The following is a 19,057-nucleotide window of genomic DNA, read 5'->3' as shown; positions in this document are numbered from 1 at the left end:
GGACTGAGTGCCCCCCGTCCCCTCATCCGCCGAGCGCCCCCATGTCTGTCAGTACCTGGAACATCGACGCATCCCACTCGTCTGTCCTCTTCGTCTCGCGCCACATGGTGGTGGCGCGCGTCCACGGTCGCTTCGAGCGCTTCTCTGGAATCCTCCGTGTGAATCCCGAGCAGCCCACTCAGGGTGAAGTCGAGATGTCCGTGGAAACGGCGAGCATCTACACCGGCGCGCCAGACCGGGATGCGCACCTGCGTTCTCCGGATTTCCTCGACGCCGAAGCCTCGCCCAGGCTCACGTTCCGCAGCACCCGGGTTGAGCCCGTGGGCGGCGCCAGCTTCCGGCTCATGGGGGACCTCACCATCCGCAACGTCACGCAGCCGGTGGCCTTCGATGCCCGCCACACCGCCACGTCGAAGGACCCCTGGGGCAACTTGCGGCTCATCTACTCGGCGCGCACCACCCTCAATCGCACCGACTACGGCATCCGCTGGAACAAGACGCTCGACAATGGTGGCTGGCTCGTCGGTGAGAAGATCGACCTCGAGCTCGACATCCAGGCCATTCCCGCGACGGCTTGAGCCGCGCTCAAGGCGCGGGCATGAAGTCCGCGTATACGGCGGCGTGGTCCGACCCGCCATAGCCGCCTCGCGAGTCCCTCGCCGTGCGGAACGAGCCAGGCACATACGCGCCCCCGCCGCGCGCCAGGTACAGGTGGTCAATGGCCTGGAGGTCGCCGTAGTAGGCATACGTCCACGTCTCGCTGTCCGGCCGGTCGCTAGCGACGCGCAGCAGCGCGCCGTCGCGCTCCAGCGCGGTGATGGGCTCCGAGCCCGGCACGTCGTTGAGGTCTCCCCCGAAGACGACCAGCGCGTCTGGCGCCGCCTGCGCCGCGCCCGCGACGATGTCCCGCGTGGCCACGGCCTCGGCGAAGCGGCGCCCGGCGTCGTCGTTGGACTTGGAGCGGAAGTGCGCGGAGAAGACGATGACCTTCTTCCCGTCCACGTCCAGGTGGACCTCCAGCAGCTCGCGGGAGAACCGGGTGGCGGAGCCATCCGGGCGCCAAAGCGTGCGCTCCCGGTGCCCCCGGACGTCGGTGATGGGGTGAACGGAGAGGACGGCCACGTCCACGGACGCCGGGGCGCCCGTCTCGCCCAGCTCCGAATAGCCGAAGCGGGGGAGCCGTGACGTGAGCGCGTCGAGCGAGGCCTGGGTCTCCACCTCCGCCAGCAGCACGACGTCCGCGTTCAGTCGCGAGATGGCGGACGCGAGCCGGTCCGCCTGGAGGCCGAACTCAGACGGGGTGGGCAGCGCCTCATAGCTGTTGCCGCCGCACTCACCCGAATCACACACCGTGTCGAAGAGCCGCTGCACGTTGAAGGCCGCGATGCGCACGCTGCCTTCGACCGCGGTGTCGGGCGGTTGCGGCGGCACACAGGCCGCCCCGACACACGGCTCCTCCAGCCCAGGCCCCGGTGGCGTCTCACGCCCCTCGCAGGCGGACAGCGAGAGGAGGCCGGCCAGCAGGGCAGCGGCACGGAGGCGCTTGCGGTCCCGCGACGGAGGAGGGAAGGGGCGTGACATGGGGCCGCGAGATTACCGCATCGCGGGCCAGCAGGCGGGGCGTCGTGCTGCTGGCAGGCGTCCTGTCCTTCCGCGCATTGCTTCCCGTGGGGTGTTGCGGCATGACAGCGCGTGGCGGTGGGTTTCGGGCCTACCGCACGGACTGTGATCGGAGGGGAGTGCGCGACATGGTGTTCGAGATTCTGATTGGCGCCGCGGTGATGACACTCATCACCGTGCTCTTCACCGGGCCCGGCATGTGGAGCTCCACCTGGGGCTACCGGAAGCGGGAGGGCCAGGACGCGCCGAAGTCCCCCGACGAGGAGCGCAAGAAGCCGTAGTCCCCCCGCGCCCAGCGTCACTGGCAGATGCCGGGGCAGTCCGTCGCCCCCGAGCCAGGCGAGCATGCATCCAGCGGGTCATCCACGCACCGCGTCCCCGCCGACACGCAGTCGCCGTAGAACCCACCGCAGCATCCGACGTACCCCTGGGGCACGTCGCACGGCGTCGCGAAGCTCCGGCACTCGGCGTCGCCCGAGGCGGGCCTGGCGAACACCCGCACCTGTGTGCAGGCCTCGCCGTCAGCGTCGGAGCCTCCGCTGCAAGCCGTGAGCAGCAGCGGGGTCATGATTGCGAGCGCGGCCTTCATTCGTCGGTCCATGCCCGCTATCTGGCCAGGACTGGCGCGCGCGTCCAGTCCCCCGCACCGGAGGTGTCGGGGGATGAAACGTGGGGCGCGCGTCACTCCACCAGCAGCCGCTTCACCGGTGCGGGGTCCACCGCGACCATCAGCGGCCGGGTGAAGTTGCTGAACGACACCAGCGCCTGCCCGGGTGCCAGCCGCGACACCCGGCTCCAGAGGCTCTCGTCGATGCTGCCCACCGACTTCTGCATGCGGGCGATGACGGAGCTGTCGGCGATCTTGTGGATGACGAAGTTGTTGATGAGCCCCAGCACCTCGTTGGGCAGGTGCTGCGGAAGCTGGGTGACGAAGACGAGCCCCATCCACCGCTTGCGGCCCCGCTTGGCGATCTTCGCCACCTGCTCGAAGAGCACGGGCATCTGGGCGATGCGGCTGGCGGAGAGGAATTCGTGGGCCTCTTCGATGATGATGAGGACCGGCGTGACGGATTGGTCCTTCGCGTTGGCCCGCTCGTAGCGTCGCTCCTGCGCTTCCTGGAGGCCGCGCAGGATGTCGGCGATGACCAGGTTGTTGAGCTGCGGCGAGTCCGTGTCCGACAGGTCGATGACGGAGACACGCCCGGGCGTGAGCATGGACTCATAGGCCACGCCTTGCTCGTTGCCCACGTCGAAGATGCCCAGGCGTCGGAGGCGGTGGAGCTTGCTGGCCAGGGCCTTCCAGCTGATTTCGTGCCGACTGCTCTGGGCCATGACGCGCGCCATGACCCGGCCGAAGTTGCTCCTGAATTCGGTGCGGAGCATCAGTCCGCGCGAAGGCGCCTTGGCGGTGATGTCCGGGTCGGCCTCCGCGTCGTCGCTCTCTTCGAGGAGGGACGCCTGCTTCCGAGGCGTGGCACGTGATTTACCGCGCGTCTCCGACTTGCCTTCGTCACTGAGGCTGTAGATGTACGCGCTGACCACGTCCAGTACGTGGTCGATGGTCATGTTGGGGTAGCCCGTGGACAATTCGTCCACGTCGAGGACCTGGCGGCGCTCTTCTTCCGTCTGCGGGTAGATGTTGAAGTCTTCGAGCAGGAGCTTGGTGACGTCGTAGGCCTTGAGGAACCGCTCCTGCTGCGCGTCCGACATGTCGAGAATCTCGGCGAGCGCGTAAGGAGACAGGCTGGAGAACTTGAGCGAGAACGCGTGCTTGTTCCGGTGTCGCGGATTGAGGCTGTCGCGCCCGGTGAGGTGGTGGATGTGCAAGTCCTTGACGCCCTGCGGCCGCTGGCCTCGTCGTTTGAGCGCCTCCAGCATGGCGGCATGGTCGGTGGGCTGGTCCACGTGCGTGTATTCACCCTCCACGTCGAAGACGATGGTTGCGATGCCCTCCGCCTGGGCTCGGTGGATGAGCGTGGCCACTGTGGTGGATTTGCCGCCGCCCGTTGTTCCGATGATGCCCGTGTGGCGTGGAAGAATGGACTTGTCCCGGGGATTGAGCCGGGCCTCCATCTTCTCGTAACCGACCACCAGCCCCAGGCACATGTCTCCGCCGACGCCCAGCACGCGCGCGCTCTCCTCTTCGTCGAGCAGGAAGACGGGGCTCTGCGGCCGGGGACGGAAGCGCGGAGGTTTCAGCATGCCTTCGACTTCCTCTCCGACAATCTCGATTTCCGCACGCCCGTGATAGTCGAATGTGTACGCCAGCTTCTTGCCGTGGGTGACCACGCCAATGGCCATGGTGGAGTTGGCGGGCACCGCGTTCGGCTCCGCGAAGGGCCCCCGCACGACGACGCCCAGGTACGCGCGGTCGTCCTCCCTCGATTTCACCCGGACCAGTGTCTGGGACGCGAGGAGGTGCAAATCCTCACGCGTGAGCAGCACAGTGATGAGGTTGTCCTGGCTGGACGTGACGTCGAAATGGGTGAACCCCACCGCCGCTGCCAGCTCTGGATCCACCTGCGGACCGGTCTGGGCCTGGCTCCTGAGCGCGTCGAGCTCGTTCAGGGTCTTCGTGGGCGTCGGTTGAACGACCTCCCTGTCAGGCGCCCTCGGAGGCACGGGCCCAGGGGCCCTGCCATTCATGACAGGCGCTGCCGCCGTGGTGGGGACAGCGCGATGCTGACCATTCTTCCCGGGAGGCGGCCGAGCAGTTCCGTTGGGAGGACCGTGCATCGGTGGCGACGGAGGCGGCCGGCCAACGCCCATGCCCGGCATGGGGACGGGGCGCGTGGGAGCGTTGATGGGCCTGCCCGTGTCAGAACCGGCCTGGGGCCTCGCTCCTGGGCTGAAAGCGCCATTGCCTGCCTCGCGGTGGCCGGGCGGTGGGTCGCCCCAGTTACCTGGATCCTCCGACACCTCAGCCGACCGGGTCACTGCCTGTCCTGCCGCGGTGGGTTGCCCCCGGAACGTCCCGGCGCCCGGCGCGCGTTGCCCCCTGCCGTCGTCAGCCATGTTCATGGTCCCCCTGGCCTAATGGCGCTTGGTGTGCTCGTTGAAGAACTGAAGGTTCGCTCCGGCCTGGGCATAGGCGTCATGAACGAGACCCATGAACCCATCCTCACCGAAAGCGCTCCGGCACGAGGCTTCCGCGACGTCGAGCAGCATGGGGAAGCCCCGCTCGGGTCGGAGGATGCTATCCGCCATGGCGACTCGTGCCGCGAGGTGGACGTGGTCGCGATGCGCATAGAACGAGCGGGGAGGGGTCCGCTCAGATGCGCGAAACACACCGGAGATGACCTCGGGGCAGCATTCCCGCACGAACTTCGCCGCGAAATCCTGGCTGCGGTCCCCGTACTTCCAGTGCTCGATGACCCGCTTCCCATAGCGCTCGAGCGTTTCGAAGATGACGTACTCGCCAGCCTGGAGCGCATGACCAATGGTCAGAATGCCCCGCTCCTCGAGGGTGCTTGGCACGAACACGAACTTCTTCTGCTGGAGAATGAGGCGCCTGAGCACATGGATGGAGGCGCGCAGGAGGCTCATGTAGCCCGAACCCGTTATCAGCTCGAAGGAGCATGGATTGCCATGCCCGATACGCCACTCCGCTTCGGACTTGTCCACGAGCACGGCCCGTTCGGCGTAGGTCTTGATGCCGCGGCGAGCAAGCTTGGAAAGCGACTCCTTACGAGGATTGGCTGACCTGTCCATCCGCTGGTCGATGCACGCAAGTGCCTCTTGAACTGGATTGGAGCTCTGGTCCGACATCTCCTTCCGGAACAGGCGCTGGGAGAATGTGCCGCTCGTCCCTCCATAACCAACGGCGGCGATTCCAATCTGGGTGATTCCAATGGGCAGGCTCTCGTGGCTCGTCGAGATGCTGTTGACGGCCTCCACCTTCCCAGAGAAAAGCAGGCTTTGATGGACGGTGGCCAACTCTTCGGGGGTGGCTCTGTAGACTCCTGCCTCTCTTGCGCCACCGCTAGAGTTCGCGGAAATCTTCGGAAGGACTTGTTGCCGGATGATTTTCTTCACGACGCCCTCCTTGTCCACGGCATTTGCGATCTCCTTTCGGAACCGTGCCATGACGCTTGCCAGGTCGAGCCCTTGCGACCATGAGTCGAGATTGAGCGTCGTGAGCAGATCCTCTCCAAACGCGTCGAAGAAGTCGTCGTCACCGAAGAGATCTGCTCCGTCTTCGGCGTGAAAACCACCCGCCATGCCTAGCTCCTGTCTTCGCCAAGAAATTTGATGATGGAGAAACGCTGGGCGCGCTCCTGCCGCAGGAGCGAGCGGGCATATCCCCGGGCCTTGTCTTCAGGAAGACCGAAGCGGCTGGCCACTCGCAGCACGCCGTCTTCCTCGGGGGTCGAACGCAGAATCCGACGCACGAGTTCTGCTGGAGCCAGAAGCTCGAGTGCGAGTCGGTCGGCGCGCCGTTCGGCCTCCGCAATGGCTCCGGAGGCAAGGTGCCCGGACGGGTTTCTATCCATGAGCTTGACCTGGACTCCCAGCGGGACCTGTCCGAAAACCGAGGAGAGTTTTTCCTCCAGGCTCGCGTTTCGCTTTCCGTCGAGGACGGGGAGGATTCCTTCTCCAAAATAACGGAGGGCTCGCTCGCGGGGAATCACGTGGTCGAGCACGAAGTGCGCGACCTCGTGTGCCACGGTGAATCGCTGTTCGGCTTCGGAGTCACTCGTGTCGTGGAAGAGCAGGGCACTCCCTTTCCAGGCGACCATGCACCCGTATATTTCCCGGTTGGTGTCAGCAATGGAGTGCCGAATCTTTCGCTTCGACGTCCACTCCGCCACATGCGCGGTCGTGAGCCTGGGGATGGGCACCAGCTCCACGGACAGTTGGAATGGCGCTTCTTCGGCCAGGTCACGCGGATAGGAGGTGCATTCTCGCAGCCCACTGGCCGTCATGGCCTCGTCCAGCCAGTGTCCCATCATGGGCCGTCCTCGTCGTCGTGAAAGCGGTCTCTGGCCGCCACTTGGATGTGACTGGCACCGGGAGCCGTCACGCCGTCGGCGTCTTGGGCCAGGGCGGTAATGACCTCGACGTGTCGAAGCACGTGGACCAGGGCGCGTGGGTCGACCGCGAAGCGATGAGCGACCTCTATTGTCTGCTTGGCAAACGAGGCGCCGAGGGGGCGACGGCAGAGGGACATCCACTGGAGTTCTGCCCGCGAGCAACCCAGTTGGTTCGCGAGGTCAGTGGTGGTGATGCCTTCAATCTCGCGGTAGCGCTCGAACGTGTAGCCGAGCATCCAGGCTTTCTCCGTGCTCCGCCTGGCCGCAGTCTCAAGCCAATCAGGATTCGTCACCGAAAACCTCCCTTCCAAAGCGCACCAGCCACTTCATGATGCGGTCACGGTTGCGCTTCACTTCGCGCTGGATGTCGGCCGCGGGGAGTGCGCCCAGGCCGAGAACCTCGGCAAACTCCTGGGTCGACCGTTCTCCCTGGAGCACGAGTCCGAGGAACGCGCGGTCCACCCGGCAGAGGTCGGATTTCTCGATGCGTTCCACGATGCGCTTCACCTCCGCGGATTGCTCCAAACTGACTTTCGGAGACCACCCCGGAAGTTCGACAAGGGCGCCGAATTTTTCTTCACGCATCTGGCGCCTCGTCGCCGAGCGCTGCCAGTCAGTGACCGTATTCTTCGCTGACTGGGTCAGGTAGGAGAACAGGCGACCCCGTTGAGGATCGAAGCGCTCGGGCGCCTCGAAGTAGTCGAGCAACACGTCGATGGTGGCGTCACGGGCATCTTCGTAGGTGCAGCCGCGAGCGCGCTTCACGGCCCCGATGATGGGGTCGGCGAGGGCCGCGAACGCTTCCGCGGTCGCCACTGACTCTCGTTGGAGGATGCGCGCATGCAATGCGATTTCCTCGTCTCGTGTCGGATTTTCCATCCTGACTCCTCATCAGAAGGTTCCATTGGCGCGCCCAATACGTACGCGCATGTGCTCATTCGGAGCCGCACTGGCGAGTTCGACGGAAACATGCACCTGCGCCACCCAAATGGTCCCTGGCAGGCGCGTCGCGTGTCTGTACCTCCCGGGTGGTATGTTCATGGACGATAATGCAGACAGTAGAGCCAGTGCACCTGGGCTCCGTTCGCGTGCCTGGGCGAGTCAGATTTGCCAACGGCGCAGGTCGTCGCGGACTCGGCGTCTGTCAAGACACCTGCTTCAGCGACTGATGGTGTGATGCACTGCGTGGTCTCCTGTCATTCCGGTCGGTAGCGCGAGAGCTTCGCGAGACACGGGCTGTTCAGGCGTTCTGACGCGTTGCCCATACCACCCAGGTGGTAAAGACAGACCCATCCCTCCACTGCATCCTTCAGGGCGGATGCAGGCGTTGAGTGGCGCCACCCAGGGCGGCTCGGGGGGGACGTTCCGGGGGTGCCACCGACGCGGGGAGCGCCATCAGGCGCGGCAGCGCGCTTCTTCGGGAGACGGGGCAGGGGGCTGCCCGGTTCCGGACGCGGGTGCTGCCGGGGCGAGGTGCTGGCGCCGGGCGGCCTGGAGCATGAGGCCGCCCGGCGTTCAGCGTTCGGCGCGAGGTGGAGGTGCGATCAATCCCCACCTCGGTGAAGCGTCTCAGCAGCCCAGGTTGGCGCCTGGGCTCACGCCCAGCATGCTGGTGAAGCGCTGATAGTTGTCGATGCGGCTCTGCACCTGGCCCGGGTTGCCACCGTTGCACTCCAGCGAGCCATTGATGGTGCGGATGGTTTCTCCGAAGCCGCGGCCGTCGACCATGGCGCGGTGCGCGGACATGGTTCCAGCGCCGGCCTGCGTGGTCCAGAACCAGAACGCGGAGCGCCACGCGGCGTTGGGGTCCTGGGCCAGCAGGTCCGGGTTGGTGTGGAGCGGCAGCCCCAGCGCGGTGCCCGCGGCGCAGTAGTTGCCGTTCCAGGACAGCTGGATGGGCCCACGTCCGTAGTACTTCTTGCCAGCGACGCAGTTGCAGCCCGGCGGGCCCCATGAGCCGCAGTAGTCACCGCGGTTGATTTCCTCGACGTACACGTAGTGCCCCGTCTCATGGGCCGTGTTGGCGAAGAAGGCCGCCACCTCGCGCTTGCGCGTCTCCAGCGAGCCCGTGTTGGCGAAGGCCGGGAAGCTGTTCGCGGCGGCGATGAGGCTGCTGTACGTGTAGAAGGGGTTCCGGTTCGGGAACATGGCGTTGAACGTGGACTCGCTCAGGATGGCCGCCAGACCCGTGCCGGGGTTGCCTCCGCCTCCGTCGACGCGGTCAAACGTCCAGCGCTGGTTCGTGCGCTGCTCGTAGGGGTACTGCACCAGCTCCGTGCCGTTGGCCGTGCTGCCCCAGTACACGTCAATGGCCATGTCCGTGTGGCGCGCGCGGATGCTGAACTCGCTGCCCACCTCCTTCACGAAGCGGAACTGTTGGTTCGCTCCGCCGCCATAGCTCCACTGGTGGACCAGCGCGTTCGCCGCGGTGCTGACCTCCTTGATGTCCAGCGCCTTGTTGCTGTTCACGTTGATGATGCTGAAGTAGCCCCCGGACGTGGGCGTGACCCGGAAGCGCTGCGCGTTGGTGCCGTTGCAGTCCCATTGCTGCACCTTGGCGCCGTCCGCCGTGCTCGACGAGGCGACGTCGATGCACTTGCTCGTCATCACCGAACGGATGACGTAGGTGCCTTCGGTGATGGTGTCGACGATGGCGGCGGCTTCCACCTGGCCCACCGGTTCGAGGGCGGCGGGCGCTGGCTCGGCGCCACCACAGCCTCCCAGGGCGCTCAGGCCCCCACAGATTCCCAGCAGCGCCAGACTGCGTGACACGAACTTGCCGGACATGCTTGTGCTCCTTGCGGTCGAGGGGTTCTCGGGCGCTCCACGCCTGGGGCGGGCGGAGGCCTTGGCTCCGGGGGACCGGAGCCGCAAGGACTGTACGGCAAGCCGTAAAGCATGAATAACTAGACAAAGACGCGGGGCGCGAAGCGTTGAGCAGCGGACGCGCCGCGGCGGCTCAGGCTTGCGGTTGCGCGGCGGGGACGGCCTGGGGCAGCAGCGCGTCCGGGAGCTCGTCTTCCACGCCGCGCACGCGCGGAGAGGACCAGGTCAGCACGACGCTGCCCGCCAGCATGATGCCCAGGACGACGTAGAGCAGGGCGATGCCGCGGCCCGGACCGGTGCCCAGCACCTGGCCGAAGGTGCTGGCCAGGGCGCCGTCCCGCGCCATCCAGGGGTCGAAGAGCTGGTCCGTCAACGGGCCCGCGAGCAGCGCCGCGATGGGCGGGGCAATCAGGGCGAGCATCCGGCGCGTGGAGAACACGCGCCCCTGGATTGGGGGCGGCACCTTGCTCTGCCAGATGGCCTGCGAGCAGCCCATGGCCACCGGGGCGGTGAACATGAACACGAAGGCGGCGCACGCGACGACGAACACGCTGGCGGGGAGCGCCGCGGCCAGCAAGGCCAGGCCCGCGACGAGCTCCGCGCCCAGCACGCCGAAGATGCGCCGCTTCGGGCCTCCCCAGACGCCCATGGTGATTCCGCCCGCCACCATGCCGACGCCGGAGCAGGACACCACCAGGCCCAGCGTCGCCGGATCCGTGAAGCTCAGCACCAACGGGGTGATGAGCACCGTCACCAGCACGGAGACCAGGTTGACGGCGGAGCTGAAGGCCAGCAGGCCCAGCAGGCCGGGGCGCTCACGGATGAAGCGCCAGCCCAGGGCGATGTCCGTCCACAGCGACTTGCGGGCCTCGAGCTGGCCGGCCTCCTGTTCGGGCTGGGGGATGCGCACGCTCAGCAGCGTGGCCAACGCGAAGAGGAAGGTCGCCAGGTCGATGAGCAGCACGCCTTGCAAGCCAATGTTCACCACCAGCACGCCCGCCATCGCGGGGCCCAGGAGCTGGCCCGCGCTCATGGCCAGCTCCACCATGCCGTTGGCCCGGCCCAGGTTCTGCTTGGAGACCAGCAGGGGCGTGGTCGTGGAGAAGGCCAGGATGCGGAAGGTGCTGAAGGCGGCGCTCAGCGCCAGGGGCGGATAGAAGTGCCAGTTTTGAAGGGCCCACAGCCCGGCGCGATCCGCCGCGACCAGGCACCACATCAACCCAATGGCCGTCATCGCGCCCAGGTCCGCCAGCAACATCACCCGCTGGCGGTTGCGGCGGTCCACCATGGAGCCCGCGACGGGGGCGAGCAGCACCATCGGGAGGAACCCGAAGAAGGACGCCAGCGAGTACTCCGTGACGGAGTCGCTGTTCTGGTAGACGAAGACGCCCACCGAGAACTGGGTGAGCCCCGTCCCCAGCGACGAGACGAGCTGACCCAACCAGATGAGACTGAAGACCCGGGCAGGGTGTGTGACGACGTTCCTGCTTGAGAATGCCATGCCGTCAGCGGGCCTTCCGCGGACGTGTGCCGCTCGGTGTCAGATGCATCGCTAGAGTCTTCGTGAGCACGGCCAGGACGTCCATCCGGATGCCGCGTTCTTTTTATCGGGAACCGCCATCACTGTAATAATCGTTCTTATCGTTTATATGGACAAGCTGGCAACGGCGGTGGCACAAGCTGCGCTGTATCGAGGGGGCGGGCTCAAGCGTGGTGCGAGCGTGCTCCCTCTTCCGGGCGAAGCGGCATGCTGTCTCGGGGAGCCTTGGCCGGAAGCTGTCTACCGGGGGTTCTCCGTGCGCAGTCGGGTGTCGTGGCCGCGTATCAGCCCGGTCCGTGTCCAGCGCAGGAGAAGACATGACCGAGCACATCGAGCCGCGAGCTCACCGTTTCCCCACCCTGGTGGACGTGTTGTGTCAACGCGCCGAGTCCCAAGGCGACGCGCTGCTGTATCGCTTCCTGGAGACAGGAGACGTGGACGGCCCGGTGGAGGAGTGGACCTACCGGCGGCTGGACTCACGGGCGCGGTCGCTGGGGGCTCGGCTGCGCGCCCTGGGCGCGCAGGGAGAGCGGGCGCTGCTGCTCTACCCGCCAGGCCTGGAGTTCGTCGCGGGCTTCATGGGCTGTTTGTATGGCGGCGTCATCGCCGTGCCCTGTTATCCGCCGGACCCCACGCGGTTGGACCGCACGCTGCCCCGCCTTCGCGCCATCGCCCGGGACTGTGGCGCGCGCTACGTGCTCACGACGAGCACCATCCAGGAGATGGCGGAGTTCCTCACGCCGCAGGCGCCCGAGCTGGGGGAGCTGCAGTGGATTGCCAGTGACGCGGTGCCGGAGTCCGAGGCCACGGACTGGAAGCGCCCGGACCTGACGTCCGAGTCGCTGGCCTTCCTGCAATACACGTCGGGGTCCACGGGCAACCCGAAGGGCGTCAAGGTCAGCCACGCCAACATCCTCCACAACGAGTCGTTGATTACACGCGGCTTCGGGTTGCAGGAGGAGCGCTCGGTGGGCGTGGGCTGGTTGCCCATGTTCCATGACATGGGGCTCATCGGAAAGGTGTTGCAGCCGCTCTACCTGGGCTTCCCGTGCGTGCTGATGTCTCCCATCGCGTTCCTTCAGCGGCCCCTGCGCTGGCTGGAGGCCGTCTCCCACTTCAAGGGGACGTGCAGCGGTGGACCCAACTTCGCGTATGACCTGTGCGCGCGAAAGGCCCGCGCCGAGGACGTGGCCCGCCTGGACTTGAGCCACTGGGACCTGGCCTTCAACGGCGCGGAGCCCGTGCGGCGCGAGACGATGGAGCGCTTCGCGGAGACGTTCGCGCCCGCCGGCTTCCGGCGCGAGGCCTTCTATCCCTGCTACGGCCTTGCCGAGGCGACGCTCATCGTCAGCGGCGGCGTGAAGGGGACGCCCTGCGTGCAGGAGCGCTACGACACCCGCTCGCTGGAGCTGGGACGGGCGAATCCGTCGTCGGACGCGGAGGAGGGACCCACGGCGCGCACGCTGGTGTCCTCCGGTCAGGGCGCGCAGGGCCTGCGGCTGCTCATCGTGGACCCGGAGACGCGGGTGCCCCGGGCCGCGCACGAGGTGGGCGAGGTCTGGGTGTCCGGCCCCAGCGTGGCGGGCGGATATTGGGACCGCCCGGAGGAGACGGCGCATGCCTTCGGCGCGCGGCTCGCCAGCGGCGAGGGGCCCTTCCTCCGCACCGGTGACCTGGCCTTCCTGTCGCCGGCGGGCGAGCTCTTCATCACCGGCCGCCTCAAGGACCTGCTCATCGTCCGGGGCCGGAACCTGTATCCGCAGGACCTGGAGCTGACCGCGGAGCGCGCGCACCGCGCGGTGCGTCCCGGCTGCAGCGCCGCCTTCTCCGTGGAAGTGGAGGGGGAGGAGCGGCTGGTGGTGGTCTCCGAGGTGGACGTGCGCGAGGGCTTCGACGGCGCGGCGGTGGTGGGCGCCCTGCGCCGCGCGCTCGCGGACGAGCACCAGGTGCATGCGCAGACGGTGGTGCTGCTACAGGCCCGGAGCATTCCGAAGACGTCGAGCGGGAAGATTCAGCGCCGCGCCTGCCGTGAGGGCTTCCTGGCGGGCACGCTGGAGGTGGTGGAGGTGTCGGGCGAGGAGGCCGCTTTGGCGCCGGAGGCCGCGTCTTCCGCGCCGACCGCGCCCCTTCGCGAGCGCCTGGCCCTGGCGGCCGAGGAGGCCCGTCCCGCGCTGCTGGTGGACTTCCTCCGCGTGGAGGCCGCGCGGGTGCTGCGCACGGCGCCCGCGTCCCTGGCGCCGGACACGTCGCTGGCCAGCCTGGGCCTCGACTCGCTGATGGCGCTGGAACTGCACGGCCGGCTGGAAGAGGAGCTCGGTGTGTCGCTGCCCGTGGCCTTCCTCTGGCAGCACCCGACGCTGGGGGCCGCCGCCGCGCACCTGGTGGACGCGTGGAAGGGCTCCGCCGCGGCCGCCGCGCCGCCGCTGAAGGCCGGCTCGCTGGAGGGAGAGTTGCCGCTGTCTCCCGGCCAGCAGCGCCTGTGGTTCCTGGACCGGCTGGTGCCGCAGAGCGCGCTGTACAACGTCCACTTCCAGCTCCGGCTCTCCGGCGCGCTGGACGTGCCCGCGCTGGAGCGTGCGCTGCAAGGGCTCCTGTCGCGTCACGCGGTGCTTCGCGCGGCCTTCCCGGAAGTGGAGGGCCAGCCGCGCCAGCTCCTGCCGCCCGCGCGTCCGTTGGACGTGGCCCGCGAGGACCTGCGGGCGCTGTCCGCCGCCGACCGCGAGGCGCGGCTCAATCAACTGGCGCGGGCCCAGGGTGAGGCGCCCTTCAACCTGTCGGAGGACCTGCTGGTACGCGCGGCGCTGGTGGCGCTGGAGGACCAGGAGCACGTGCTCCTGATGACCCAGCACCACATCGTCACGGACGGCTGGTCCATTGGCGTGCTGGCCCGGGAGCTGGCCGCGCTGTACCGCGCGGAGGTGGCCGGCGCCGCCGCGCCGCTGGGCGCGCCCGCCTTGCAGTACGTGGACTACGCGCGCTGGCAGCGCGGGCTGGACGGCGCGCTGGATGGGCCGCGCGCCTACTGGGCGCGGAAGCTTCAGAACCTGCCGCGCCTGGAGCTGCCAACGGACTTCCCGCGTCCCCGGGAGCCGGGCTTCCGCGGCGCGCTCCACCGCTTCGCGCTGCCGGCCGAGCTGGTGGACTCGCTCAAGGCGGTGGGCCGGAGCGAGGGCTGCACCTTCTTCGTCACGCTCGCGGCGGCCTGGGCGGCGCTGCTGCACCGCTACAGCGGCCAGGACGACTTCGGCCTGGGCACCATCTTCGCGCAGCGGGACCGGGCCGAGCTGCGGGACGTGGTGGGGTTCTTCGCCAGCACGCTGGTGCTCCGCGCGGACGTGTCCGGCGCGCCTCGCTTCCGGGAGCTGCTGGGCCGCATGCGGCACACGTTCCATGAGGCCCTGGCACACGCGGACCTGCCCTTCGAGGAGGTGGTGGGCGCGTCGCGCGCGGTCCGTGGCGGCGACAACCCGCTGTTCCAGGCGAACCTGGTGCTGGAGAGCCTGCCGCCGGTGGACCTGGACGTGCCGGGCATGCAGTGGCGCCCGGTGCTGCCCGTGCCGGACGGCGCCGTGGAGGGCACGGCGAAGTTCGACCTGCAGCTCGCCGTCGTGGAGACGCCGCGGGGGCTGGAGGGCGCGCTGGAGTACCGCTCGGACCTCTTCTCGGCCGAGACGATGGCGCGGCTGGCGGGACACCTGGAGGCGCTGCTGCGGGGCATCGTCGCTGCGCCGGACGCGCGCGTGGAGGACCTGCCGCTGCTCGACGAGGCGGAGCGCCGCTCGCTGCTGGAGACCTGGAACGACTTCACGGCGCCGCTCTCCCAGGCGCCGTCGCATTGCATCCACGCGCAGTTCCGTGAGCAGGCCGCCCGCACGCCCGACGCGGTGGCGGTGGCCGCCGAGGATGGGACGCTCACCTACGCGGAGCTGGCGGGCCGTGCATCCGCGCTGGCCTTGCACCTGCGCGGCCTGGGCGTGGGCCCCGAGGTGCGCGTGGGCCTGTGCGCCGAGCGCTCGGCGGAGATGGTGGTGGGGATGCTCGGCATCCTCGAGGCCGGTGGTGCCTACGTGCCCCTGGACCCGGACTATCCCCGGGAGCGGCTCACGTACATGCTGGAGGACTCGGGCGCGCGCGTGCTCGTCACGCAGTCCCACCTGGCGGGGACGCTGCCCGTGGCCGGCCTGCACACCGTGCTGCTGGACACGGCGGAGCCCTACGCCGCGGCGCCCGCGTCACCGCTGGCACTGGAGACCACGCCCGGCAACGCGGCGTATGTCATCTACACCTCGGGCTCCACGGGCCGACCCAAGGGCGTGGTGGTGCCGCACGGGGGCGTGGCCAACTTCTTCGCGGCCATGGACGTGCGCGTGGGGCACTCGCCCGCGGGGGCCTGGCTGGCCGTCACCAGCATCTCCTTCGACATCTCCGTCCTGGAGTTGCTGTGGACGCTCACGCGCGGCTTCAAGGTGGTGGTGCAAGGGGAGGGGGCCTCGCTCAAGGCTCCAGCTCGCGCCTCGGGGGCCCGGAAGCGCCCCATGGACTTCAGCCTGTTCTATTTCGCGGACGACGCGGAGGCGTCGCGCGGGGAGAGCAGCTACCGGCTGTTGCTGGAGGGCGCGAAGTTCGCCGACGCCCACGGCTTCGCGGCGGTGTGGACGCCGGAGCGCCACTTCCATGCCTTCGGCGGCCTGTACCCCAACCCCTCCGTGGTGGGCGCGGCCGTCGCCACCGTCACGAAGCGCGTGGCCATCCGCGCAGGCAGCGTGGTGCTTCCGCTCCACCATCCGGTGCGCGTGGCGGAGGAGTGGTCCCTGGTGGACAACCTGTCCGGCGGGCGCGTGGGCATCTCCGTCGCCTCCGGCTGGCACGCCAATGACTTCGTCTTCGCGCCGGAGAAGTACGAGAAGCGCCGCGAGCTGATGATGGAGGGCATCGACACCGTGCGCCGGCTGTGGCGTGGGGAGACGGTGCGCTTCCCGGGCGGCGGCGGCGCCCAGGTGGACGTGAAGCTGCGCCCCCGGCCCGTGCAGGCGGAGCTGCCCGTGTGGCTCACCGCCGCGGGCAACCCGGAGACGTTCATCACCGCGGGCCGGCTGGGGTGCAACATCCTCACGCACCTGCTGGGGCAGACGTGGGAGGACCTGGAGAAGAAGCTGTCCCTCTACCGTCAGGCCTGGCGAGACGCGGGCCACGCGGGCGAGGGCCACGTCACCCTCATGCTGCACACCTTCATCGGCGAGGACATGGCGAAGGTGCGCGCGGTGGTGGAGCAGCCCTTCCGCAACTACCTCAAGAGCTCGGCCGACCTGATGCGGGGCCTGGGGAGCACGCTGGGCATCGACATGGATTCGGCCACGGAGGCGGACCTGGACCGGCTCGCCGGCCACGCCTTCGACCGCTACTTCGAGACGAGCGGCCTGTTCGGCACGCCGCGCTCGGTGCGAGAGCGCATCGGGCAGCTTCAGGCCCTGGGCGTGGACGAGGTGGGGTGCCTCATCGACTTCGGCATCCCCGCCGACACGGTGCTGGCCAGCCTGCCGCTGCTGGACGAGGTGCGGCAGCGCTGCGTGCGGGACAGCCGCCGCGCGGGCACGGCGAAGACGATTCCCGAGCAGCTCCGCGAGCACGGCGTGACGCACCTGCAGTGCACGCCGTCCCTGGCGCGCGCGCTGCTGTCGGAGCCCGAGTCCGTCGAGGCGCTGGGCGGCCTGCGCCGGCTGATGGTGGGCGGCGAGGCCCTGCCGGGCGCGCTGGCCGCGTCCCTGCGCGAGGCGCTGCCGGAGTCCGCCGAGCTGCTCAACATGTACGGCCCCACGGAGACGACCATCTGGTCCTCCACGGCGCGCGTGGCCACGGAGGAGACAGCGGCGGTCGTCTCCATCGGCACGCCGCTGCTGCGCACGAGCTTGTACGTCCTGGATGCACGGCTACAGCCGGCGCCGGTGGGCGTGGCGGGTGAGCTGTACATCGGCGGCGCGGGCGTGGTGCGCGGCTACCTGGGTCGACCCGAGCTGACGGCGGAGCGCTTCATTCCGGATGCCTGGGCGCGCGAGCCCGGGGCCCGGCTGTACCGCACGGGTGACCGCGCGCGGTGGCGGCCCGACGGCACCATGGAGTTCCTCGGCCGCGTGGATTACCAGCTCAAGGTGCGTGGCTTCCGCATCGAGGCGGGGGAAATCGAGGCGGCGCTCACCGCCCAGCCCGTGGTGCGCGAGGCGGTGGTGGTGGCGCGCGAGGACGTGCCCGGCGACGTGCGGCTCGTGGCCTACGTGGTGCCCGCGCAGGGCACGGCGGTGGACGCGGCCACGCTGCGCGACGCCCTGGCGCAGCGGCTGCCGGAGCACATGGTCCCCTCGCTCGTCATGGAGCTGCCGGCGCTCCCGCTGACGCCCAATGGCAAGGTGGACCGCAAGGCCCTGCCCGCGCCCAGCGTGGCGCGCGCCGCGAAGGCGGCCTTCGTGGCGCCGCAGGGGCAGTTGGAGGAGCAGATTGCCCAGGTGTGGCGCAGCGTCCTCCGCGTGGAGTCGGTGGGCGTGCACGACAACTTCTTCGACCTGGGCGGCCACTCGCTGCTGATGGTGCAGGTGCACACACAGCTCAAGTCGGTGCTGGGGCAGGAGCTCCCCCTGCTGAAGCTGCTGGAGCACCCCACCATCAGCACCCTGGCGCGCTTCGCCCGGCAGGAGCCCGCGGCGGCGCAGTCCCAGGTGGAGGCCGCGCAGGACCGGGCCAGGCGGCAGTTGGAGAGCCTCAAGCGTCAGCGTCAGCGCGGCAGGAAGTAGCGGCGCGAGGAGCGCGCGGACTACCCGCGCGTTTCAGTCAGCGCCAGCCGGATGGCGCGTGCCACGGGCGAGGCGTCATCCTCCTGCCCCTGAACCGCGAAGGGGGCGCGGGACAGCAGCGGCGGCTGGGCCATGAAGCGCGGCCGGGCTCCCCGGTGCGGCTGGGCGGAATGGACCAGGAAGGGGTGGCACAGGTACACGGTGCCGGCCTCTCCCGTGGCGAGCGTGAGCGGCCGGTGGGCCGACACGCCCAGCTTCCCGGCGAGCGCCATGAACGTCAGCCCAGCGTCTCCCTCGGGGGCCAGCACGCGGGCGATGTCCCGGTGGGAGCCCACGCGGATGCGGGTGGGGGCGTCGTCCTCGCCCACGTCGGAGAAGAGGAAGAGCATCAGCAGGGCGCGGCCTTTCGAGGCCACGTTCACCCGCCAGGAGAAAAACGAACCCGGGTCGTCACCTGGGAAGCTGGCGTCGACATGCCAGCCGTCGTCTCCGGGCGCGTCCGGGCTGGGGAAGCGGACGGGGAAGGTGCCCAGGCTGCCTCGGGGGAGCCAGCGTCCGGGCCCCACCAACTGGTCGAACGCGCCTCGCAGCCGGGGGGTGTTCGCCGCCTGCCGGAAGGGCTCCTGCGCATAGTCCCCAAGCCGGATGACCGGCTGCTTCCAGGTGGCCGGATTGTCCGGAGCACAGCCTGTGTCGCGCCAGAGCAGCTCGCGGCACGTATCCGCCAGCTCGCGGGGGAAGGCCTGGTCCAGTCGGACGAATCCACTCTCGATAAATTGCGCCACTTCCCTAGGGGAAAGTTCCACTCGGGTTGCCTCCTCGCGGTCCAGGCCCGTGGACGTCCGGCAGCGGATTCCCTGACAGATTTGCCTGTGCGGGGCCGGTCGCCCGCGGCGCGGTGCTGTATCGATTTATCATAAGAATTCATGCGCCAGATGATTGCTTCGGGGGGCGGGGTACGTGGCCCTGCTGTCCGTCAGGTGGAGCTGGCTGGCGTGTGAAGGAAACATCCAGGTTATTGCGTTTGCTGTTGGACTCCCCTGGGTATCGTCCCCGCGGACGCTGGGCCACGGATAGATTTTATGTGTATGAGTCCTCGCTTCCCCCCGGAATGAAGGTGGCGCGTGCTCCGTCCAATGGGTGCGCCATGCCTTGGGAGCGCCCTATCTGGAATTAGTTTCGCTGAGGCATTCCATGTGATTGGTTTGTTGATTCTTGAGTCAAAAGACGCTGTTCGAAGTCTTGATGATTGAGAG

At 68.6% G+C, this 19,057-nt stretch carries 13 protein-coding genes; 3 read left to right on the top strand and 10 right to left on the bottom strand.

Annotated elements, in window-relative coordinates:
* The first annotated feature begins 41 nt into the window (after positions 1–41).
* Positions 42–578, top strand: a complete 537-nt coding sequence (locus HV824_RS03070; protein ID WP_176416693.1) for a YceI family protein — start codon at positions 42–44, stop codon at positions 576–578.
* A 7-nt stretch (positions 579–585) separates the two neighbouring features.
* Here the strand turns inward: HV824_RS03070 and HV824_RS03065 are convergent, their stop codons facing one another.
* Positions 586–1,581 carry an endonuclease/exonuclease/phosphatase family protein gene (locus HV824_RS03065; RefSeq protein WP_176422622.1) on the bottom strand — a complete coding sequence of 332 codons (996 nt, stop codon included), beginning with the start codon at positions 1,579–1,581 and terminating at the stop codon, positions 586–588.
* 167 nt (positions 1,582–1,748) lie between these two features.
* Between HV824_RS03065 and HV824_RS03060 the strand changes: the two genes are divergently transcribed.
* Positions 1,749–1,901, top strand: a complete 153-nt coding sequence (locus HV824_RS03060) for a hypothetical protein (protein ID WP_176409876.1) — start codon at positions 1,749–1,751, stop codon at positions 1,899–1,901.
* Positions 1,902–1,918: 17 nt separating this feature from the next.
* On the opposite strand, the gene HV824_RS03055 is transcribed toward HV824_RS03060, so the two are convergent.
* The 8 genes from HV824_RS03055 to HV824_RS03020 all read right to left on the bottom strand — a co-directional run bounded on the left by HV824_RS03055 (position 1,919) and on the right by HV824_RS03020 (position 10,980).
* Positions 1,919–2,221: a hypothetical protein gene (locus HV824_RS03055; protein ID WP_176416695.1), complete on the bottom strand. Its 303-nt coding sequence runs from the start codon at positions 2,219–2,221 to the stop codon at positions 1,919–1,921.
* Positions 2,222–2,301: 80 nt separating this feature from the next.
* A complete protein-coding gene (locus HV824_RS03050) occupies positions 2,302–4,641 on the bottom strand; it encodes an ATP-binding protein (RefSeq protein ID WP_176422621.1) in 2,340 nt (779 codons plus the stop codon).
* Between the two features lie 12 nt (positions 4,642–4,653).
* Positions 4,654–5,841, bottom strand: a complete 1,188-nt coding sequence (locus HV824_RS03045; protein WP_176422620.1) for a hypothetical protein — start codon at positions 5,839–5,841, stop codon at positions 4,654–4,656.
* A 2-nt stretch (positions 5,842–5,843) separates the two neighbouring features.
* A complete protein-coding gene (locus tag HV824_RS03040; RefSeq protein ID WP_176422619.1) occupies positions 5,844–6,572 on the bottom strand; it encodes an ImmA/IrrE family metallo-endopeptidase in 729 nt (242 codons plus the stop codon).
* Positions 6,569–6,889 (bottom strand): hypothetical protein, encoded by a 321-nt coding sequence (locus tag HV824_RS03035; protein WP_176422618.1) that lies wholly within the window; start codon positions 6,887–6,889, stop codon positions 6,569–6,571. The genes HV824_RS03040 and HV824_RS03035 overlap by 4 nt, the downstream gene beginning before the upstream one ends.
* Before the next feature lie 43 nt (positions 6,890–6,932).
* The gene (locus HV824_RS03030) at positions 6,933–7,532 is read right to left on the bottom strand and encodes an RNA polymerase sigma factor (RefSeq protein WP_176422617.1); all 600 of its coding nucleotides are present in this window, start codon (positions 7,530–7,532) and stop codon (positions 6,933–6,935) included.
* 690 nt (positions 7,533–8,222) lie between these two features.
* Positions 8,223–9,440 (bottom strand): glycoside hydrolase family 19 protein, encoded by a 1,218-nt coding sequence (locus tag HV824_RS03025; RefSeq protein ID WP_176416701.1) that lies wholly within the window; start codon positions 9,438–9,440, stop codon positions 8,223–8,225.
* A gap of 172 nt (positions 9,441–9,612) precedes the next feature.
* Entirely contained in the window at positions 9,613–10,980 is a 1,368-nt protein-coding gene (locus HV824_RS03020; protein ID WP_176416702.1) for an MFS transporter, read from the bottom strand.
* 356 nt (positions 10,981–11,336) lie between these two features.
* Here HV824_RS03020 and HV824_RS03015 point away from each other — a divergent pair, with 356 nt between their 5' ends.
* The gene (locus tag HV824_RS03015) at positions 11,337–17,801 is read left to right on the top strand and encodes a MupA/Atu3671 family FMN-dependent luciferase-like monooxygenase (protein WP_176416703.1); all 6,465 of its coding nucleotides are present in this window, start codon (positions 11,337–11,339) and stop codon (positions 17,799–17,801) included.
* A 20-nt stretch (positions 17,802–17,821) separates the two neighbouring features.
* Here HV824_RS03015 and HV824_RS03010 read toward each other — a convergent pair whose 3' ends face one another.
* On the bottom strand, positions 17,822–18,607 hold the full coding sequence (locus HV824_RS03010) for a phytanoyl-CoA dioxygenase family protein (protein WP_176416704.1): 786 nt from the start codon (positions 18,605–18,607) through the stop codon (positions 17,822–17,824).
* Between the last annotated feature and the right edge of the window lie 450 nt (positions 18,608–19,057).

The organism is Myxococcus sp. AM009 (assembly GCF_013372605.1).
GTDB classification, from domain to species: Bacteria; Myxococcota; Myxococcia; order Myxococcales; family Myxococcaceae; genus Myxococcus; species Myxococcus vastator.
Note: the sequence above shows the minus strand (reverse complement) of the source record. Positions and strands in the feature narration are given on the sequence as shown.